This is a genomic window from Streptomyces sp. NPDC006602, assembly GCF_042870385.1.
Taxonomy (GTDB): domain Bacteria; phylum Actinomycetota; class Actinomycetes; order Streptomycetales; family Streptomycetaceae; genus Streptomyces.
The window spans coordinates 253564-272456 of record NZ_JBIAHG010000012.1 but is presented as its reverse complement, the minus strand read 5'-3'; the positions used below and the strand labels follow the sequence as shown (position 1 = coordinate 272456).

Sequence of the window (18893 nt, the reverse complement as noted above, 5' to 3'; positions counted from 1 at the left end):
GGGGGGGGGGGGGGGGGGTTTGGGGGGGGGCCCTTCCTTGGGGGCGGGGGGGGGGGGGGGGGGGGGGGGGGGGGGGGGGGGGGGGGGGGGGGGGGGGGGGGGGGTGGCGCGCGGGGGGTTCGCCCCCTCCGCCCCTTCCCGTCCCGAACCTGGGGCTCCGCCCCAGACCCCGCTCCTCAAACGCCGGAGGGGCTGGATGTGGCGGAGGGGCTGGATTTGGCGAAGGGGCTGGATGTGGCGGAGGGGCTGGATTTGGCGAGCTGGGTGATGATGCGGGTCGCCGTTTTCGTCACCGCGTCCCGCCCCGCCGACCAGAGGCTGACCACGTCGGAACCCGGGAGTGACGTGGGGAGCTGGGTGCTCACTGCTTGGAGGTAGGCGCGGCGGAGTTCGGCGTTTACGTTGATCTTGGCTACGCCGTGGGTCAGGGCGGCGAGGAGTTGGGGCTCGGGGAGGCCGCTGGCGCCGTGCAGGACCAGGGGCACGGGAACGGTGGCGTGGATCGCGGCCAGGCGGTCCAGGTCCAGGCGTACGGGGTGGGCGGTGAAGCCGTGGACGTTGCCGACCGCCACCGCCAGCGCGTCCACGCCCGTTTCGGCCACGAACTCGGCTGCCTGGGAAGGGTCCGTCAGGGGTGTGGGGGTCGCGGTCGCGTTCATCGAAACGTCCTCGTCGCCCGCCAGGGCGCCCAGTTCGGCTTCCACCCAGGCGCCGTGGTCACGGGCGCGGCGCACCGCCTCGCGCGTCAGGGCGATGTTCTCGGCGAAGGCTAGGTGCGAGCCGTCGATCATCACGGAGGTGTAGCCCGCCCGGAGGCAGGCGCTGATCTCGTCGAGGTCGCGGCTGTGGTCGAGGTGGACGCCGAGGGGGGCGGGGGAGGCAGCGGCCGCGTCGAGTGCGAGGCGCATCAGGGCGTCGCGGCCCGCGTGCTTGAAGGGGCTCGAGCCTGCCTGGATCAGGACCGGGTGGGTCGGGTGGGCTTCCGCCGCGGCGACTATGCCCTGGACGGTCTCCAGGTTGTACGCGACGAAGCCGGGCAGGGCGCGGCCGGTCTTGTATGCGGTGGTCAGGGCCTTGAGGCCCGCGGTTCCGGTCAGCAGCATCAGGCGGCGCTCCTCAGCAGGGCGAGGGCGTCGGCGAGGGCGTCGTCGCCGCCGACGTTCCCGGCGAACACGATGTAGGGGATGCCGGCGGCCGGGCCGTCGACGGGCTGCCACAGCGAGACGATGCCGGGCAGCAGGGTGCCGCGGGCCCAGGCGCGGCGGATCTCCAGGCCGTGGGTGGCGGTGTCGCTGGAGGTGATGCCGCCCTTGGCGATGACGAAGGCGGGGCGGCGGGTGGCGGTGATCAGGCGGACCGTCTCGACGAGGGCGGCGGAGACGTCGCGCGAGATGGCGAGGCTCTCGTCGGGGTCGGCGGCCGTGACCACCGTGCGGGTGGTGCGGATGACCGTGTCGGCCGTGTCCAGGGCGGTCACCGCGGCCGTGGCGATCTCGTGGATGTGCTGGTCGCGGCGGGCCGGGTCGAGGAGTTGGGCCACGTCGAGTTCGTATTCGGTGAGGTCGCCCGTCTGGTCGCGCAGACGGCTGAGCTGGCGGGTCGTCAAGGACACGTGGGAGCCGACGACGACCAGGCCGTGCGGGGACGGGGCGCGCAGCGCGGCGAGTTCGGGGGTGGTGAGCGGGGGGTGGGCGGGCTGGCCCGCCCGAGCGCGGACGAAGGAGGGGCCGACCCGGTAGAGGAGGCGGGCGCCCTTCTCCTGCGCCTCGGCGGCGGCGAGGGCCAGCACCCGGAGGTCGTCGTCGCAGGCCGCGTCCACTACGGCGGTCGCGCCGTCGTGGAGCGTGCGGAGGCGGTCGGCGACGTGGCGGGGACCGCCGGTGCGCAGGTCGGTGAGGGTGATGCGGAGGACCTTGTCGGCGGGGGTACGGCCCTTCGTCTTCTCCTCCACCCACTCGGGGAGGGCGGAGGAGGTGTAGCCGAAGGTGGCGTCCCTCGCGAACTCGCTCTCGCCCACCGGGAGAAGGCCGGCCGGGGTGCGCATCCAGTGGACCGACTCGACGGTGAGACGCCCGGCCTCGATGTAGGCGGGGACGAGGACGACGCCGTCGGGAGTGGCGCCGACGGTCGTCAACTCCTCGGTGAGGACGTCGGTTTCCAGGGGGAAGTGGCCGCGCAGGGTGGAGTCGCCGCGGGAGGCGATGACGTACGGGATGTCCTCGGCCCGGGAGGCCTCGTGGAGGGCGCGGACGATGGCCCGGTTGCGGCCGGCCGCGTCCTCGGGGGAGAGGCTGCGTGTGTTGGTGAGGACGAAGAAGGCGGGGCTGTCCTGGCGGAGGGCCCAGCGGAGGTCATCGACCGTCCAGGTGGTGAGGACGGGGATGTCCTTGACGGTCTGCGTGCCGGTGGGGTCGTCGTCCAGGACGGCGAGGCGGGGTGCCTTCGCGATCCGGTCCGCCACTTCGGCGGGGGCGACCTTCCTGACGGGCGGGAGACCGGCGAGGACCTCGGACTCCGGGAGGGCATGACGGGGTAGGGACATGGCGGTTCCTGGGACGGGGGTGTGGGAAGGGAACGCGGGGCGGGCCCGTAGGACGGTAGGAGGGATCGGGACCGTGGGGTGGGGATTGCCCGCCCGCGCAGGCAGGGTTCGGCTCTGTTGCTCGGCTTTGCTACTCGCCGGACTTCAGGACGTGGGTGCGGTAGTCGTGCGCCGTCTGGTTCATGTGGGCGCTCATCGCCTCGCGGGCCTTGTCCGGGTCGCCGGACTCGAGGGCCTGGAGGACCGCCTCGTGGTGGGCGATCGCGTTGACGCGGATCTGGGGGATCGCGGAGGTCTCGCGGCGGCCCTCGGCGAGGAGGGCGCCGAAGGGCTCGAAGAGGAGCGGGACGAAGAGGTTGCCCGTCGCCCGCATCACCGTGGCGTGGAAGTCGATGTCCGCCTGCACGAACTTCTCCGTGTCGGCCTCGTCGGCGGCCTCCCGCATCGTGGCGAGGTGCTCGCGCAGTTCCGCGAGGTGGGTCTCGTCGCGGCGCAGCGCGGCCAGTTCCGTCGCGCCGTTCTCGATGAGGCGCCGGGCCTCGATGAGGCGCTCCGAGAGCGAGGTGTGGGAGGAGTGGGACGCGGCACGGATCACCGCGGCCATGGCCGTCCAGCGGTCCGGGGAGTTCACGTAGGTGCCGCGGCCGCGGACCACGCGTACGACGTTCTGTGCGCGCAGCTGCTTCACCGCCTCGCGCACGGTCAGCCTGCTCATGGAGGACTGCTCGGCGAGCTCGGCCTCCGGCGGGAGGGCGGCGTCCGGCGGGTAGGTGCCGTCGATGATCGCGCTGAGCAGGCGCTCGGCGAGGTCTTCGGAGAGCGACATCGTTGGGCCTCCGGGCGGGCGTGGGCGGGTCTGGAGCCACCGTACGGCTTGGGTTCGGCGGCTGCATCGAGGGGATCAGGCGTCTGACGTCAGACATCTGATGTCTCGATGCGGGTAACCATGACAGCGGGTGCCGGGTGCGTCAATACCCGTGCCGCATTTCTGTTTGGTTACCTTGCGATCACTCGTGCTCGCGGTTGATCGGCGAGGCTCGCTGTCAGCCGTGTTCGCTGTCAGCCGTGTTTCGCTGTCATGCGGGCGCGCTGTCAGCCATACGCCGATGTGGTCCGGCTCGAGTTCCAGCGCCACGCGGTCGCGCACGCCGAGGGCGCGGGTGTGGTCGGCGGGGAGTTGAAGGCGGCCGGCGCGGTCGAGCATGGCGTACTCGCGGGCGACCACGCTCTCGTGGCCGGTCGTCGCGTCGACCTCGCTGCGGCGCAGGACCTCCGTGGAGGTACGGCCGTCCCGGATGGCGACCGTGCGGCGGACTTCGCTCGCGACCGCCTGGTCGTGGGTCACGATGACGATCGTGGTGCCGAGCGACGGGTCGCGGGTAAGCGCTGGTCGACCGGACTTGACCGGATCGTGATCGGAATCCGGGGTCGTATAGCCGGAATCCGAGCCTCAACCGTCTTTGTTCAGTCGGCGGTGTTCACCATCGAAGCGGCCGCGTACGTCAGGTAGTTCCACAGCGTGTGCTCGTGCTCCTCGGACAGGCCGAGCTCGTCCACGGCGACCCGCATGTGCTTCAGCCAGGCGTCGTGCGCCGCCCGGTCGACGGTGAAGGGAGCGTGGCGCATCCGCAGGCGCGGGTGGCCGCGGTTGTCGCTGTACGTCGTCGGGCCGCCCCAGTACTGGATGAGGAACAACACGAGGCGCTCCTCGGCCGGGCCCAGGTCCTCCTCGGGGTACATGGGCCGCAGGATCGGGTCCTCGGCGACTCCCTCGTAGAAACGGTGGACGAGGCGGCGGAAGGTCTCCTCCCCGCCGACCTGCTCGTAGAAGGTCTGCTCCTGAAGCGTGCCACGCCGAATCTCTGTCACGCATCCATGGTCTCAGACGGGTGGACCCAGGACTCAAGGCCTAGGCCCGCCCCCGGTCCACCCCTGCCGAGGGTGCACAGTGGACGTATGGGAGCGCGCGCTCTGGACAAGAACCTGGACGACCTCGCCGCCGAGGCACGGGCGGCGTTGGTGCGCGAGATCGACGCGAGCGGGGCGTGGGACGCCGACCCGGTGTGGCGGCAGGCGTTCCAGACGGTGCCGCGGCATCTGTTCGTGCCGTACTACTACGTCGGAGTCGTCGGCGGGTACGAGCGGCGCTGGGGCGGGAGCCCCGACCCGCAGGCCCGCGAACGCTGGGTGCGCGGCGCCTACGCCGACGCCCCGCTGGCCACCCGGCTGCGCGACGGCGAACTGGTCTCCTCCAGCAGCCAGCCCTCGCTGATGGCGATGATGCTGGCCGCACTGCGGGTGGCGGACGGCAACCGGGTCCTGGAGATCGGCACGGGCACCGGATACAACGCGGCCCTGCTCGCCCATCGCCTCGGCGACGACAACCTCGTCGTCACCGTCGACCTGGAACCCGAGATCACCGAGGCGGCCCGGCAGCACCTGGCAGCCGCCGGCTACCACCCGGTCGTGGTCACCGGCGACGGGGCGCGCGGGGTGCCCGAGCGGGCCCCCTACGACCGGATCATGGCGACCTGCGCACTGCCGTCGATCCCACCCGCCTGGCTCCGCCAGTGCCGCCCGGGCGCCCGGATTCTGACCCCGCTCGCCACCGGCCTGGTCGCGCTGACGGTGACGGACGCCGGGCAGGCCGAGGGGCGTTTCCTGCACACGCCCGCCTACTTCGTGCCGCTGCGCGGCGGCGGGCCCGAGCCGGAGCCGGTCCCGCTGGGCGGCGTGCCGCGCCGGGCCAGGGACCACGACCTGTTCCGGTTCCTGATCGCCCTGACCCGCGGCAGCCTGGACCCGCAGGAGGCGTACGCACTGTGGGAGGGCGAGGGGCAGCCGCAGCGCGAGCGCTACGGCATCACGGTCAGCGGCGGTCGCGAGTGGGCGTGGCTGGACGACCCCGAGGGCCCGTACGCGTGGCCCCTCCAGGCGTGACCCTCCAGGCTCGGGGCTCCAGGCCGGGAGGAACCCGGCCTGGAGGAACCCGGCCTGAAAGAACCTAGCCGCGCCGGATCGTGATCGTCGTCCACGCGCCGACGTGCACCCGGTCCCCGTCCTGCAGCGGCACCGGCACGAAGGGCTGGATCGGCTCCTCCGAGCCGTTGACCGTCGTACCGTTCGTCGAGTTCTGGTCGACGACCGCCCAGGAGCCGTCCGGCTGCTGGACCAGCACCGCGTGCTGGTGCGAGACGCCCGGGTCCTCCGGCGGCACCGCCAGGTCGATGTCGGGGGTGTCGCCGGTGGAGTGCCGGCGGCGGCCGATGGTGATCTGGTTGCCGGTGAGCGTGCGCTGCTGCGCGGGCGAGTACGCGGGCAGGTTGAGGCCCGCGGCCTCGGGCCCCGAGCGCTGCATCATCGCCATGAAGTAGTCGCGGTCCGGGCTGATGGTCGCCATCCAGGTCGACGGCTGCTGCGGGTAGCCGGGGCCGGGAGGTGCGGGCGGGGCCTGGGTCGAGCCGGGCTGCGGATAGCCGTAACCACCGCCGGGGCCCTGACCGGGGCCGCCGGGCGACGGCGGGGGGAGTTCCCAGTCGTCGCCGCCACCGCCGCCGAAGGACGGACCGCCCGGCTGCTGTCGGTTCGGGTCCTGCGGGTAGCCGGACGGGCCGCCGGGGCCGGGCTGCTGGAACGCCTGGGGCACGCCGGGGCCCTGACCGGGGCCGGGGCCACCGGGGCCGACGTGCGGGGTCGGGCCGGGCGGCGGCGGAACCGGCCGCGACGGATCGGCACCGAAAGGCCCGGGGCCGCCGGGGCCACCAGGTCCGCCGGGACCGTTGGGGCCGCCGGGCTGCGGATAGCCGTAGCCACCGGGTCCACCAGGTCCACCGGGTCCGTTCGGGCCACCCGGACCGCCTTGTCCACCCGGACCGTTCGGGCCACCCGGACCGCCGGGGCCGTTGGGGCCGCCGGGCTGCGGATAGCCGTAGCCACCGGGTCCGTTCGGGCCACCCGGACCGCCGGGACCGTTCGGGCCCCCAGGACCGCCGTAGCCGCCAGGGCCCCCAGGACCGCCGGGGCCCTGACCGGGGCCGGGGCCGGGGCCGCCAGGACCGCCCGGCCCACCGGGACCCGACGGTCCGTTGCCGAACGGCGGGCCCGACGGGATCGGTTCGGCCGGCCGGTTCACCTGCGAGGGGCGTGAGCCCTGGTAGTCGTACCCGTCACCGCCGCCGTACGACGGCGGACCCGGAGGCTGCTGGAATCGCGCGGCCGGGTTGGGGCCGGGCGACTGCGGCGGCGTGGCCGGGGTGTACGAAGTCGCGGTGTTCGTCAGGAAGTTCCACCGGCACTCCTCGCAGAACGGCGCACCGCCCTCACGCGGCGTACGGCACTGCGGGCACAGCTCCGGCTCGGGCGCACGGCCGCCGGGCGGGCCCGGCTGCGTGCCCGGGCCCTGCGGGGGCGGGAAGCCGTAGCCCCCGCCCGGGGGCGGCGGCGGAGGGGGCGGAGGCACGGCACCCGCCATGCGGTGACCGCAGACCTCGCACCAGTCGTCGGAACCCGACTGGTGTCCGTTCGGGCAGGTCGGCATGTCGGCGCGTCCCCCTCTCCTTCTGTGTCCTGCAGGGTCATACCTTGTCCCTACAGGGTCCTACTAGGTCACTTCTTTACACGAACAGTCTTTGTCGACCGGGTTTCGAGAGTCATCTCGTCGGCCTCCGCGACCTTCGCCTTCAGTCGCACAGTACCTGTCGCCGCATCGACGACGTCCACCACCTTCGCAAGCAGTTTCGCAGTATCCGCGTTCCCGGAGGCACTCGCGAGCTGAACGGCCCTGCCCAGTTTGGCCGTTGCTCCGTCGAAGTCTCCCGATTTGCGCAGATCGAGCCCTTGTTGGATGGCTTGGGCCAGTTCGGCCTGGCCGGTGTAGTGGGCGACCTGAGGGTTGATCGACGTGGACGCGACCATGTCGTCGGTCCATACGGCCCGTACGAGAGCCTGCGCGCCTTCCAGTGGCCGGGTGCTGCCGTCGGGCTGCGGGACGACCAGGGAGACGCGGGCGGCCAGCATCTCCTGGCCGACGCTCGCGGCCGGGACCTCGACGCAGACGTGGTAGTCACGGGACTCGTCTCCCCAGGAGCCGGTGGGGTAGTCCCCGGAACGCGGGCCGGACTCGGTGCGGCGGTCGGTCAGCTGCTCGACGGTGGGCGCGACCTGCTTGACGAACTTCACCGTGGTGCCCACCGGCGTCCACAGCCGCAGGGCGACGTCCGCGACCTCCTTGCCCATGGCCTTCTCCATCATCCGCGTGAAGTCGGCGGCCAGGCCCGCCGGGTCGGCGACGATGTCGGCGGTGCCGAGCAGCGCGGAGGCGATCCCTGTGACTTCTTTCACTACCCAGTCGGTGCCCACTCCGCGCGCGTCACACGTGAAGCGGCCGGCGCAGGCGTCCAGGGCGGCCTTCAGGTCCTCGGCCGACTCGTGCTCGTTGCGGCCGTCGGTGAGCAGGATGCCGTGGCGGATGGCGACGTCCGCGGAGGACAGCAGGCGGTCGGCGAGGCGCAGCCAGGTGCCGATGGCCGTACCGCCGCCCGCGCTGAGCTTGCGCAGGGCCTGCTTGGCCTGGTCGCGGGTGGTTGCGTCGGCGACCGCGAGGCGCCCGCCGCCCGGGTAGACCTCCTTGGTCACGTGCGTGCCGCCGATCAGCGCGAAGTGCACGCCGTCGCGCAGGGTGTCGACGGCGGCGGCCGTGGCGTCCCGGGCGTTGCGCATCTTGGTCGGCGGGTAGTCCATGGAGCCCGAACAGTCGACCATGATCGCCACGGCCGCGGACGGGCTCTCACCGGGCGAGTAGAGGTGGGGCGACGCGACGGCGCTGCCGATCGTGCCGCCGCCGGTCGCGGTCACCGTGACGATCGCGTTGACCTCACGACCGCCCTCCGGCAGGTACTCGTTCTGGTACACGTCCACCGAGAACTGCGGCACGTTCGACTTCGAGAAATTGGCCATACCTACTCAAATCCCCCTCGTACCCCCCGCCGAGGCGGGGCGATGACTGTGGACGGACCGGTCCCCACCGGTCCGTCGATACTTCCCCGGGTGCGGCCCTCAGGCCGATCCTGCCCCCTGAGACGGGGCCGGGAACGGCACGACGGCCACTGTTACGTTGTCGTGGCCCCCGCCGTCCAGGGCGTGACCGACCAGGACGCGGGCGCTGTGCAGGGGGCGCGCGGCGGCGTCGAGGGGGACGACCTCGGCCATGTCCTCGGCCGCCTCCGCGTAGTTCCACAGGCCGTCGGTGCACACCACCACCACACCAGGCCGGTCCGGTTTGAAGGAAGCGGTGTGCGGCTCCAGTTCGTAGGCGTCCGCGCCTAGCCAGCCGGTGATCGCGTGGGCGCGCTCGTCGGCGTAGGCCTCGGCCTCGTTCATCAGTCCCGCGGCGACCATCTGCGCGGCCCACGAGTCGTCCTCGGTGAGCCGGGCCGGGGGAGTGCTGCGGTCGACCGGGACCCAGTAGACGCGGCTGTCGCCGACCCAGCCGACGACCAGCAGCCCGGACGTCACCACCGCGCCGACCAGGGTGCAGGCCGGGGCGTTCTGGTGCGGGGCGTGCTCGCGGGCCGTGGCGGGTTCATCGGCCAGCGCGTTGACCGCGTGGGAGGCGGCGACGATCGCCTCGTGCATGGCCTGCTGCGGGTGCGTGCCGTGCGGGAGTGAGGCCAGCAGCGCCTCGCTCGCCGCGCGGGAGGCGGCCAGCGAGGCGTCGTCGGGGCGGGTCGCCGAGGACACGCCGTCGCAGACGATCGCCACCACCGCGGCCGAGCCGTCGGGCAGCGCGGCGCAGCCGAGGCCGAACGCGTCCTCGTTGCGGTGGTGCCGCAGACCGCGGTCACTGACGGCGGCCACCGGGCCGATGTCCTGCTCCATGTGGTCGCGCTCCCGTGGCTGGGCATGCCCGCAGTTCTCGCAGTAGCCGTCGCTGTCCACGCGGCCGGCCCGGCACGCCACGCACACCTTGGTGCCGTCGGGCGGGGTCGGGACGTCGGGGGCCACGCGCGGGTCGGGGGCCTGGAGGGGGTACTCGTCGGGCTCGGGCGGCCGGTCGAACCGTACGCCCGAGATGGGGGACACCGGGGAACCCGCGAACGGCGGCTGCGGTGTGCCCGCGAGCGGTGGTTGAGGGTGCTGCGGCGGCGCGGCCGGTGGCATGACGGGCGCGCCGTCCGGCGGGGGCGGCATGCTGCCGTTCATGGCGATGGTCGGGTGGTCGCCCGGTGGCGCGGGTACGGCGGACAGGTCGTATCCGCACGCACCGCAGAAGCGGTCACCCGACTCGAGGGGCTCCTCGCAGCTCGGACACCTCGACAGGGCGGTCTGCTGGGGCATCTGCGACATCAACTACACCCATGTCCGGGGGCGGTAACGGTTGGCACGTTCCACCAAGTCGATCCTCTCCTCGCCGCCCGACGCCAGCCGGGCCAGCGTGCGGTACGAACGCTCCAGGCCGAAGCGCAGCCCCTGCTCGTCCAGGCCGCTGCCGAGCAGCATCCGCCCCCCGGCGGCCGGCGGCTGGGGGGAACCCTGGCCACCGGAGAGTATCCAGTCCAGCGCGGAGCCGAGGACTTCGGCGGACAACTGCTCGCGCCGCGCCGGGTCCAGGCCGTACGCCTCCAGGGCCTCGATCTGTCCGGCTGCCGCCGTCAGATCGTCCAGGAAGGGTACGTCGGAAGCGACCGCGGTGCGTTGCCGCAGCCGCGCCCGTACGGCCGCCACGCGGGCGGCGGTGTAGTGGATGGACGACTCCGGAACCGACTCCAGCGTCCGTACGGCGTCCCGCCGGTCGCCGGTGGCGAGCTGGACGCGGGCCAGGCCGAAGGCGGCACTCACATAGCTGGGGTCGGTCGACCAGACGAGGTGGTAGTACTCGGCGGCGTTGTCGAGCTGCCCGAGCACCTCCGCGCACAGGCCGAGGGCCAGCTTGGGGGCGATCTCGCCGGGGAAGGCGTCGTAGATCGCGTCGAAGCCGAGCGCGGCGGCCTCGTGGTCGCCGGTGACGAGCGCCGCGACACCCCGGTACCAGACCACCCGCCAGTCGTCGGGCCGCTCCTCCTCCAGCTCAAGCAGCGCCTGGTGCGCGGTGTCCGTGTCACCGTTCTCCAGCCAGGCCCGGATCTGCCGCAGCCGGGTCTCGGTCGACCGGGCCGGAGCGGCGGCGATCGCCCCCAGCAACTCCGCGGATGCGGTGGTCATCAGACCGGCGAGGAACCCGGCGTTGGGATCGGACGGATCCACGTGCGGCACGGGCAGGGCGAGCGCGGCGGCGGGAGCGTTGGCGGGCTTGACCAGGCCGGGAGCGAGGGCGGCTCCGCTGCCGGCGGAACCGGGAGGGGCGGCGGAGGGCAGGCCGGGAGGGGCGGCCGCGGGCAGGAGGGAACCGGCGGAGGCACGCCGCCGGGTGGGCACCGCCCGCGCGCCCAGCCTCGACACCTCTCCGTCCAGCTTCGGGAACAAGTCCGCGTCGACGACGCGCAGTTCGGGCCCGAACAGCGTCGACAGCGCGGGCCGGGCCCGGCCCGACTGCAGCGACACGACCTCCCGCAACACGCCCGTCAGCTGTTCCGCCATCTCCTGTGCGGAGGCGAACCGGCGGGCCGGATCCGGGTCGGTGGCACGGACCAACAGCCGGTAGAACGACTCGTACTGGCGGAAGACCTCGATGTTGTCGGGATCGGGCAGGGAGTCCACGAAGACGTTCGTGTAGCCCTGGAAGTCGAAGGTGAGGACGGCGAGGGTACGGGCGACCGTGTAGAGGTCGGACGCCACCGACGGGCCGACCTCGGCGACCTCGGGCGCCTGGTAGCCCACCGTGCCGTAGATGGCCGACTCGTCGTCGTCCATCCTGCGCACCGCGCCCATGTCGATCAGCTTGAGCTGGTCCTCGGTCTGGATGGCGTTGTCGACCTTGAAGTCGCAGTACAGCAGGTTGCGGCTGTGCAGGTGCCCGAGGGCTTCGAGCGCCTCGATGCCGTACGCGCAGGCCTGCTCCACCGGCAGCGGATCCCGCTTGCCCGCAGGCGTCCGGCGGTCGTTGGCGATCTCCTTGAGGGACTTTCCGCCGACGTACTCCATGACGATGTACCCGTCCAGCGAACCCGTCCGCTGGTCGAGGTGCTCCACGAAGTTGTAGATCCGCACGATGTTGGCGTGCTCGATCTCCGCGAGGAAGCGCCGCTCGGAGATCGCGGCGGCCATCGCGTCCTGGTCGCCGGTGTCGAGGAGGCCCTTGAGGACGACCCAGCGGTCGGAGACCGCGCGGTCCACGGCGAGGTAGACCCAGCCGAGGCCGCCGTGCGCCAGACAGCCCGCGACCTCGTACTGGCCGTGGACGACGTCGCCGCCCTTCAGCTTCGGGACGAAGGAGTACGGGTGGCCGCACTTCGTGCAGAACCCCTCCGTGCGCCCCGGCATCTCGCCGCGCGAGCGCCCCACCGGCGCCCCGCAGTCGGAGCGCGAGCAGAACCGCTTGCGCTCCGGCACCTCGGGGTTCTCCAGGACCATCGCGCGCGGATCCGGCCGCGGCACGCCCGGCACCTCGACCAGGCCCGCACCGAGCCGGCCCCGGGAGGAGGACCCGGCGCCGGAGCCGGAGCTGCGCACCGACACCGAGCGCCCCGTGGACTGCCCCGACACCGAGCGTGACAGCCGTCCCGACACCGAGCGCCGCGACTTCGACGACTGCGAGGACGTACGCGAACTGGCGCGGCTACTGGCGCGGGAACCGGCGCTGCCGGACGAACCCCGGGAGCCGCGGCCCCCGGCGGTGATCCCGGTGGGCGGCGAGCCGACCGTGCCGTTACCGGAGACGACCGGGGCGAGACCGCACGTGTCGCAGTACAGCTCGCCGCCGCCCATGTCCTCGTACGTTCCCTCGCAGCCGGGCCGCTGGCAGGGCTCTTGTGCCTGACTCATGACGACGCTCTACCCCCTCTGTCGCTCACGCTCCGGACCCCCTACGGTCCTCGGGCCCGCCCTGCTGCTCCGGCACCCGTGGGGCGGCGAGCAGTTCGGCGGCCGCGTGCTGGTAGCGCAGCACGGCCTGTTCGGCGACGCGCAGGTCGCAGGGCGCGCTCCACAGCATGCGGCGCGCCGCGTCGTACCGCTCCACCAGGAGCGAGTCCTCCGCGAGGCCGTGCCGGGCCACCTTCGCCTTGTACGCGTCGAGGCGGCCGCGCAGCTCCGCGCGGACCGCCAGGGGCTGGGTGACCGCGCTCAACGACTCGCGGGCGCGCAGCAGTTCGTCCTCCGCCTTCTGCTCCAAGGACTCCAGGAGCGGGGACAGGCGGTGCCACTGGGCGTGTCTGCGGTACTCGGCGGCCGTCGCCAGCTGCTCCTGCAGCACGGTCGGCGGGCCGCTGACCACCGGCACCTCCGTGGCGGCGATCTTCGCGAGGACCTCGCCGCGCGCGGTGCGTGCCTCGGCGAGCGTGCGGTCCGCGCGGGACAGCACGTCCCGCAGCTTGACGAGCCGGGCCTCCGCGTCCTGCCGGACGGTCAGTACGGCGTCGATCTCCCGGCGTACGTCCTCCAGGGCGCGCGCCTCCCGGTCGTAGACCGTGGTGTCGGGCTTGCCGCCGCCGGGGGCCGAACTCCCCGGCGTCGGGACCCAGAACGCCAGCGGGTCGGACACGACCTGCTCGCGCAGAGTCGTCAGCGTGCGCGTGATGCGCTCCAGGTCGTCGCCCGCATGGTGCTCGCCGGGGCGTACGCCGACGGAGTGCGCCAGCCGGCGGGTGCGCTGGAGCTCCGCGGCCAGGAGATCGATCCGGGCGGGCAGCGCCGACCACACGGCGTCGGCGGCGACCACCATGTCCAGCGAGGTCGCGTACAGCTCGTTCATCCGGTCCACGAGCGTGACCAGCGAGAACCGCTCGCTGAGCTTGCTCGAACCGCCGTGCAGGGTCGGCGCGTTGGCCGTTGCCGTGGCCGATCCGGCGACCGTGACGCACTCGCCGAGCAGCAGCTCGGTCAGCTCCACCAGGTCCTCGCGGCTTGACCAGCGGCGGCGGGAGCGGATGACGCGGGCGGAGCGCAACGCGTCGGTGTAGGCGTCGAAGTACGCCCACAGCAGGGTGATCGACGCCTCCGCCTCCTGCCAGCGCTCCTTGGTGACGCCGGTGAGCTCGGCGCCTTCGAGGAGTCTGCGGCCCGCGTGGTCCTGCAGGGCGAGGAGCGAGGTCTCGATGGCCTCGTGCTCCGCGCCGAGCCGCGCCAGCGCACGGTCCACCTCGTCCCGGTCCATCACCGGCCCGGCGGGGTCCGTGACGCCCATCGATCACCTCTCGCTGCGTTGTGTGTCGTCGGTCGGTCGTCCAATGAGTCCGGGTCGGTCGCTCGTTGATGATCCGTCAGCTGGTGCGCAGGTACTCCGCCGGGGTGGGCGGCTGCGACGTCTTCGGATCCTTGCCCAGTGTCGCCGAAAGCCACCTGTTGTACGACGCCTGCCAGCCGTTCGCCGTGTCCGCGCGGTAGTCCACCAGAACCTGGTTGACCCGGCGTACCAGATCGTCGGCGTCCCTCTTCATCGCCACGCCGTAGTACTCGGCGGTGAACGGCTTGCCCTTCAACTCGACCGTCGGGTCCTGCGCGGCCTGGCTCGCGGCGAGCGCGCCGTCGGTCACCACGGCGTCCACCTCGCCGAGTTGGAGCCTCACCAGGCAGTCGAGCTGGTTGGGGACGGTGGTCTTCAGGTTGGCGGAGGAGACGAGGTCGCCCGCCTTCTGGTCGTTGACCAGCTCGGTGTTGGCGGTGGAACCCTTCGCCGTGCAGATCCGCTGCTTCGCGAGCGAACCGTCGTACCCCGTGATCGTCGAGGACTTGGGCGCCAGCACCTGCTGGCCGGTCTTGAAGTAGGGCGCGGAGAACGCGACATCGCCCAGGCGCTTGCAGTTGATCGTCATCGTACGGACGACCATGTCGACCCGGCCGTCCTCGATCGCCGGGATGCGCTGGTCGGTGGGGATCGCCTTGAACTGGACCGCGTTCGGGTCGCCGAGTATGTCCTCGGCGATGCGGTGGACCAGGTCGATGTCGAACCCCTCCAGCGCCGCGTCCTGCCCGCTGTTGGGGTCGCGGTAGCCCCAGCGGTAGCTGTTCTGGTCGACGCCGACGATGAGCTTGCGCTTCTCGCCCTCGCGGCTCTTGATCTTCTCTATGGTCGTGCCGTCCGCGCTCGACGGGGACAGCGTCTGCTTCTCGGGGGCCTTCGCCATCTCGTCCGTGGTGCAGCCCCCTTCGGCGCGGGCCTGGCTGCCGTACGCGATGCCCGGGCCGCTCGTGCCGGTGCTGCCGTCGCCGCCCGACTGGGTCAGCGGCAGCAGCAGCGCGAACGTCAACGCCAGGGCGCAGACGACCGCCATCGCGCCCACACCCCCCCAGCCCTTCAGACCGGCCCGCAGACGTCGCCCTCGCATCCACCGCTGCATCGTCACGCCCCCTCTCACCGGTACTCCGACAGCCTGCGGCCGATGCCCAGTACGGCGCCGGCCGCGCCCAGGACCGCGAGGACGGCCGCACCGACCGTCAGCCCGGTCATCGCGTCCAGGCCGTCACCGGCCGCCTGTTCGAACTCGGCGTTCTCGTGCTCGAGCGCCGCGGCGAGGTTCTTGTCGACGCTGTCGAAGCACTCGCCGGTCGCGCCCTTGGCGCCGATCACCTTGTCCAGGGCCGCCTGGTAGTTGCCGTTCTCGTCCTCGGTGCGGGCCGCGGTGTGGCGCTTCTTCCACTCGGTCATGTTGCCGACGGCCGCGGTGACCGGCTGCTCGCCCGCCTTGTCGTCGGCGAGCTTCTCGGCGACGGCCAGGCCCTTGCCGAGGGTGTTCATCTCCTCGCCGAAGTCGTAGTCGTAGGCGTCGTAGGTCTTGTCGCCCACCTCGACGGTCTCGGCGCCGCGGGCCACCAGCGTCAGGTTCTCGCTGCCCCGCGCCTTCAGTGAGGCGATGCGGGCGTCGTGCAGGACGTTCAGCGAGCGGACGCCGTGGTCGTAGGAGTCGTCGAGGGCGGCGCGGGCCACGCTGTGGCCGACGACCAGCCAGAGCAGCACCACCGTGGCGGTCGCGGTGGCGGCGACGAGGCCGTGGTTCAGGACACGGTTCGTACGCCGGTAGTTGCGGTGCTGGGCCCAGGCGAGCGCGGCCAGCGCGAGGACGCCGAGGCCGATCGCCGCCCACGGGTAGGGCGTGGCGTCGGCGTAGTCGGCGCGCAGGCGCTGGTTCTCCTTCTTGTAGAGATCCTCGGCCTCCGGGAGCATCTCGTCCTGCATCTTCTCGTTGGCGTAGCGCAGATAGGCGCCGCCGACCGGGAAGCCCTGGCGGTTGTACGTCCGTGCCCGCTCGACCAGGCCCTTGTACTCCGGCAGCAGCTTGTTCAGCCTGGCCACGGTCGCCGCGGCCGGCGAGCCCGGGTCGGAGTTGGCGGCGGCCTGCACCAGCCCCTCGGCGGCGGCGTCGATGTCCTTCTCGTACGTGTCGCGAGTGGCGGCCGTCTCCTGGCCGCCGGCCAGGAAGCCGCTGGAGGCGGCGGTGTTGGCGTCGGCGAGCGAGCGGTAGATGTCGGCCGCGGCGGAACTGAGCGGCTGGCTCTTGTTCAGCACGTCGTCGGCGGCGGTCGACCGGTCGGCCATCTGCCAGGCGGTGACCGCGCCGAACGCGACGACGAGCAGCGCGAGGACCGCACCGATGATGCGCAGTCGGCCCGGTTCTGTGGTGGCGGCGGCACGCAGCTTGTCGACGCCCTCGGCGAAGGCGGTACGGCGGGGCTGTTCTGGCGGGGTGGGGGAAACGGGCGGTCGGCCCGGACTTCCGTTCTGTACAGGGTTGTTGTGCCGCACCGACGGCTCCGGGCTGCCCGGCTGCGGCGGCACCGCCGGCATCGTGGGCATGCCGGAGCCCGGTGGTGGTGCCGCGCTGCTCTTCGGCGGGTGTGTCACTGTTGACCTCCCCCATGGTCATCCGTCGCCGCCAGTATCACTGCGTGTGCCTCCAGCGGTCCAGCCGCGCCCCCCGCACGACCCCCTGCCCATGAATACGCCGGCGGAATCGGTTCGGTTCCCTCGGGGACCGGGTGGGCGTGCGCCGGTGCGGGCGCGCGCCGGGGGGCGGAGCCCCCGGTACGTTCACGCCTCGAAGTACGCCCGCACCTTCGCCTGTACCCCCACAGAGGACCCCGCCCGGTCCAGCCCCAGCAGCGCCGCCCCCAGCACCGGGCTCGCCGTGACCACGCGTGCCACGGCCTTGGGGGCCCGGGCCGCCAGCAGGTCACGTACGCCGTCGTCCAGTTGGGGATGGCGCGCGGCCAGGACACCCCCGCCCAGCAGCACCGGAGTCTCCTCCTCCAGCAGGTCCAGCCGCGTCAGCGCCACCGTCGCCATGGTCACCACCTCGTCGGCGAGACGGTCCACGATGGACCGGGCCACCGGGTCACCGTCGGCGGCCGTGGCGAACAGCACGGGGGTCAGCTCGTGCCGCCGGGCGGGCTCGACGCGTTCCAGGTGCAGGGCCTCGACCAGCGCGTACACGGAGGTGAGGCCGAAGTGGGCGGGCAGGGTGCGGGCCAACGCCGTGGGCACCCCGCGGCCGTCCTCCGCACGGGAGGCGTGCCACAGGGCCTCCTCGGCGAGCCCCCAGCCGCCGCCCCAGTCGCCGGAGATACGGCCGAGCGCGGGGAAGCGGGCGGTGCGGCCGTCGGGTCGCATGCCGACACAGTTGATGCCGGCGCCGCAGACGACCGCGACCCCGCGCGGCTCGGTGACGCCGGCCCGCAGCACCGCGAACGTGTCGTTGCGGACCTCCGTACTCGCCCCCCACGCGCGCGCGTGCAGCGCGGCCGCCAACTGCTCCTCCTCGACGGGGAAGTCGGCGTTGGCCAGGCACGCGGAGACATGGTCGACCGACGACACGCCCGCGTCGGTGAAGGCCCGCCCCACCGCCTCCGCCACCTTGTCCACCGCCGCCTCCACGCCCACCACGGGCGGCCGGAACCCGCCGCCGCGGGCCGTGGCGAGGACGGTTCCGTCGGCCGCCACGACCGCGACGTCGGTCTTGCTGTTGCCCGCGTCGACGGCGAGGACACTTGCGGTCAGGCCCACGCGAGATGCTCCCGGTTGTGTGAGATCAGCTGGTCGGTCAGGGTCTGGGCGTACTCGTACTGGCCGATGAGCGGGTGGGCGAGCAGTGCCCGGAACACCCGGTCGCGGCCGCCCCGCAGAGCGGCCTGAAGCGCGAGCTCCTCGTACGCCGTCACCTGCGCCATCAGGCCCGCGTACAACGGGTCCACGGCCGGCACGGACAGCGGCGTCGCGCCCTGGTGGCCGACCGCCGCCTGCACCTCGATCACCGCGTCGTCCGGGAGGAACGGCAGCGTGCCCCGGTTGTAGGTGTTCACCACCTGGTAGGGGCTGCCGCCCCCGCCCAGCAGGCCGGCCGCCAGGTCGACCGCGGCCTCCGAGTAGTAGGCGCCGCCCCGCTCGGCGAGCAGTTCCGGCTTCTCGTCCAGGGCCGGATCGGCGTACATCTCCAGCAACCGCCGTTCCATCGCCGCCACTTCGGCCGCCCGGGACGGCTTGGTCCGCAGCTCCCGTACGACCTCGTCGTGCGCGTAGTAGTAGCGCAGGTAGTACGACGGGACCACGCCGAGGCGGTCCAGGAGCGGGCGGGGCAGGTGCAGGTCGGCGGCGATCGGGTCGCCGTACTCGGCCAGGAGCTTCGGTAGGACGTCCTCGCCCTCCGGGCCGCCGAGGCGTACGCCGGTCTCCCAGGTGAGGTGGTTGAGGCCCACGTGCTCCAGGTGGATCTCCCCGGGCGTGACTCCCAGCATCCCGGCGAACTTCCGCTGGAAGCCGATCGCCACATTGCACAGGCCGACCGCCTTGTGGCCGGCCTGGAGCAGGGCGCGGGTGACGATCCCGACCGGGTTGGTGAAGTCGATGATCCAGGCGTCGGGGTTCGTACGACGGACCCGTTCCGCGATGTCGAGGACCACCGGAACCGTGCGCAGCGCCTTGGCGAGGCCGCCCGCGCCGGTCGTCTCCTGGCCGACGCAGCCGCAGTCCAGGGGCCAGGTCTCGTCCTGCTGCCGGGCCGCCTGGCCGCCGACGCGGAGTTGCAGCAGGACCGCGTCGGCGCCCTCGATGCCCTCCTCCAGGTGGGGAGTGGTCACGACCCGGCCGGGGTGGCCCTGCCGGGCGAAGATGCGCCGGGCCAGGCCGCCCACCAGGTCCAGACGGTCGGCCGCCGGATCCACGAGGACCAGTTCCTCGATGGGCAGGGTGTCCCGCAGACGGGCGAAGCCGTCGATGAGTTCGGGTGTGTAGGTCGATCCTCCGCCGACCACGGTGAGTTTCATATAA

Annotated in this window: 14 protein-coding genes and 1 pseudogene; 1 reads left to right on the top strand and 14 read right to left on the bottom strand. The window is 72.8% G+C overall.

The window, feature by feature from the left end:
• Window positions 1–176 precede the first annotated feature (176 nt).
• The 5 genes and pseudogenes from ACFYO2_RS28475 to ACFYO2_RS28455 form a co-directional block, all read right to left on the bottom strand.
• Window positions 177–1103 (bottom strand): class II fructose-bisphosphate aldolase, encoded by a 927-nt coding sequence (locus ACFYO2_RS28475; RefSeq protein WP_388354782.1) that lies wholly within the window; start codon window positions 1101–1103, stop codon window positions 177–179.
• On the bottom strand, window positions 1103–2542 hold the full coding sequence (locus tag ACFYO2_RS28470; RefSeq protein WP_388354780.1) for a four-carbon acid sugar kinase family protein: 1440 nt from the start codon (window positions 2540–2542) through the stop codon (window positions 1103–1105). Before ACFYO2_RS28470 ends, ACFYO2_RS28475 begins: the two co-directional genes overlap by 1 nt.
• A gap of 130 nt (window positions 2543–2672) precedes the next feature.
• The gene (locus ACFYO2_RS28465) at window positions 2673–3368 is read right to left on the bottom strand and encodes a FadR/GntR family transcriptional regulator (RefSeq protein WP_388354778.1); all 696 of its coding nucleotides are present in this window, start codon (window positions 3366–3368) and stop codon (window positions 2673–2675) included.
• A 243-nt stretch (window positions 3369–3611) separates the two neighbouring features.
• Window positions 3612–3923: pseudogene (locus ACFYO2_RS28460) on the bottom strand (ABC transporter ATP-binding protein); the annotation flags it as partial.
• Between the two features lie 83 nt (window positions 3924–4006).
• Complete coding sequence (locus ACFYO2_RS28455) at window positions 4007–4411, bottom strand: globin (protein ID WP_388354776.1); 405 nt, start codon at window positions 4409–4411, stop codon at window positions 4007–4009.
• An 87-nt stretch (window positions 4412–4498) separates the two neighbouring features.
• On the opposite strand from ACFYO2_RS28455, the gene ACFYO2_RS28450 reads away from it, so the two are divergent.
• Entirely contained in the window at window positions 4499–5482 is a 984-nt protein-coding gene (locus tag ACFYO2_RS28450; RefSeq protein ID WP_388354774.1) for a methyltransferase domain-containing protein, read from the top strand.
• 64 nt (window positions 5483–5546) lie between these two features.
• Here ACFYO2_RS28450 and ACFYO2_RS28445 read toward each other — a convergent pair whose 3' ends face one another.
• The 9 genes from ACFYO2_RS28445 to ACFYO2_RS28405 all read right to left on the bottom strand — a co-directional run bounded on the left by ACFYO2_RS28445 (window position 5547) and on the right by ACFYO2_RS28405 (window position 18889).
• The gene (locus ACFYO2_RS28445) at window positions 5547–7079 is read right to left on the bottom strand and encodes an FHA domain-containing protein (RefSeq protein ID WP_388354772.1); all 1533 of its coding nucleotides are present in this window, start codon (window positions 7077–7079) and stop codon (window positions 5547–5549) included.
• 68 nt (window positions 7080–7147) lie between these two features.
• The gene (locus tag ACFYO2_RS28440) at window positions 7148–8497 is read right to left on the bottom strand and encodes a VWA domain-containing protein (protein ID WP_388354770.1); all 1350 of its coding nucleotides are present in this window, start codon (window positions 8495–8497) and stop codon (window positions 7148–7150) included.
• Window positions 8498–8596: 99 nt separating this feature from the next.
• Window positions 8597–9889, bottom strand: coding sequence for a PP2C family serine/threonine-protein phosphatase (locus tag ACFYO2_RS28435; RefSeq protein ID WP_388354769.1), 1293 nt, complete (start codon window positions 9887–9889; stop codon window positions 8597–8599).
• Entirely contained in the window at window positions 9890–12460 is a 2571-nt protein-coding gene (locus tag ACFYO2_RS28430; protein ID WP_388354767.1) for a tetratricopeptide repeat protein, read from the bottom strand.
• A gap of 25 nt (window positions 12461–12485) precedes the next feature.
• On the bottom strand, window positions 12486–13820 hold the full coding sequence (locus ACFYO2_RS28425) for a hypothetical protein (RefSeq protein WP_388354765.1): 1335 nt from the start codon (window positions 13818–13820) through the stop codon (window positions 12486–12488).
• A 76-nt stretch (window positions 13821–13896) separates the two neighbouring features.
• Window positions 13897–14961 carry a glutamate ABC transporter substrate-binding protein gene (locus ACFYO2_RS28420; protein ID WP_388354763.1) on the bottom strand — a complete coding sequence of 355 codons (1065 nt, stop codon included), beginning with the start codon at window positions 14959–14961 and terminating at the stop codon, window positions 13897–13899.
• A 26-nt stretch (window positions 14962–14987) separates the two neighbouring features.
• Entirely contained in the window at window positions 14988–16418 is a 1431-nt protein-coding gene (locus ACFYO2_RS28415; protein ID WP_388354806.1) for a hypothetical protein, read from the bottom strand.
• A gap of 243 nt (window positions 16419–16661) precedes the next feature.
• Complete coding sequence (locus tag ACFYO2_RS28410; protein WP_388354762.1) at window positions 16662–17633, bottom strand: N-acetylglucosamine kinase; 972 nt, start codon at window positions 17631–17633, stop codon at window positions 16662–16664.
• Window positions 17624–18889: a 6-phospho-beta-glucosidase gene (locus ACFYO2_RS28405; RefSeq protein ID WP_388354760.1), complete on the bottom strand. Its 1266-nt coding sequence runs from the start codon at window positions 18887–18889 to the stop codon at window positions 17624–17626. The genes ACFYO2_RS28410 and ACFYO2_RS28405 overlap by 10 nt, the downstream gene beginning before the upstream one ends.
• Window positions 18890–18893 lie beyond the last annotated feature (4 nt).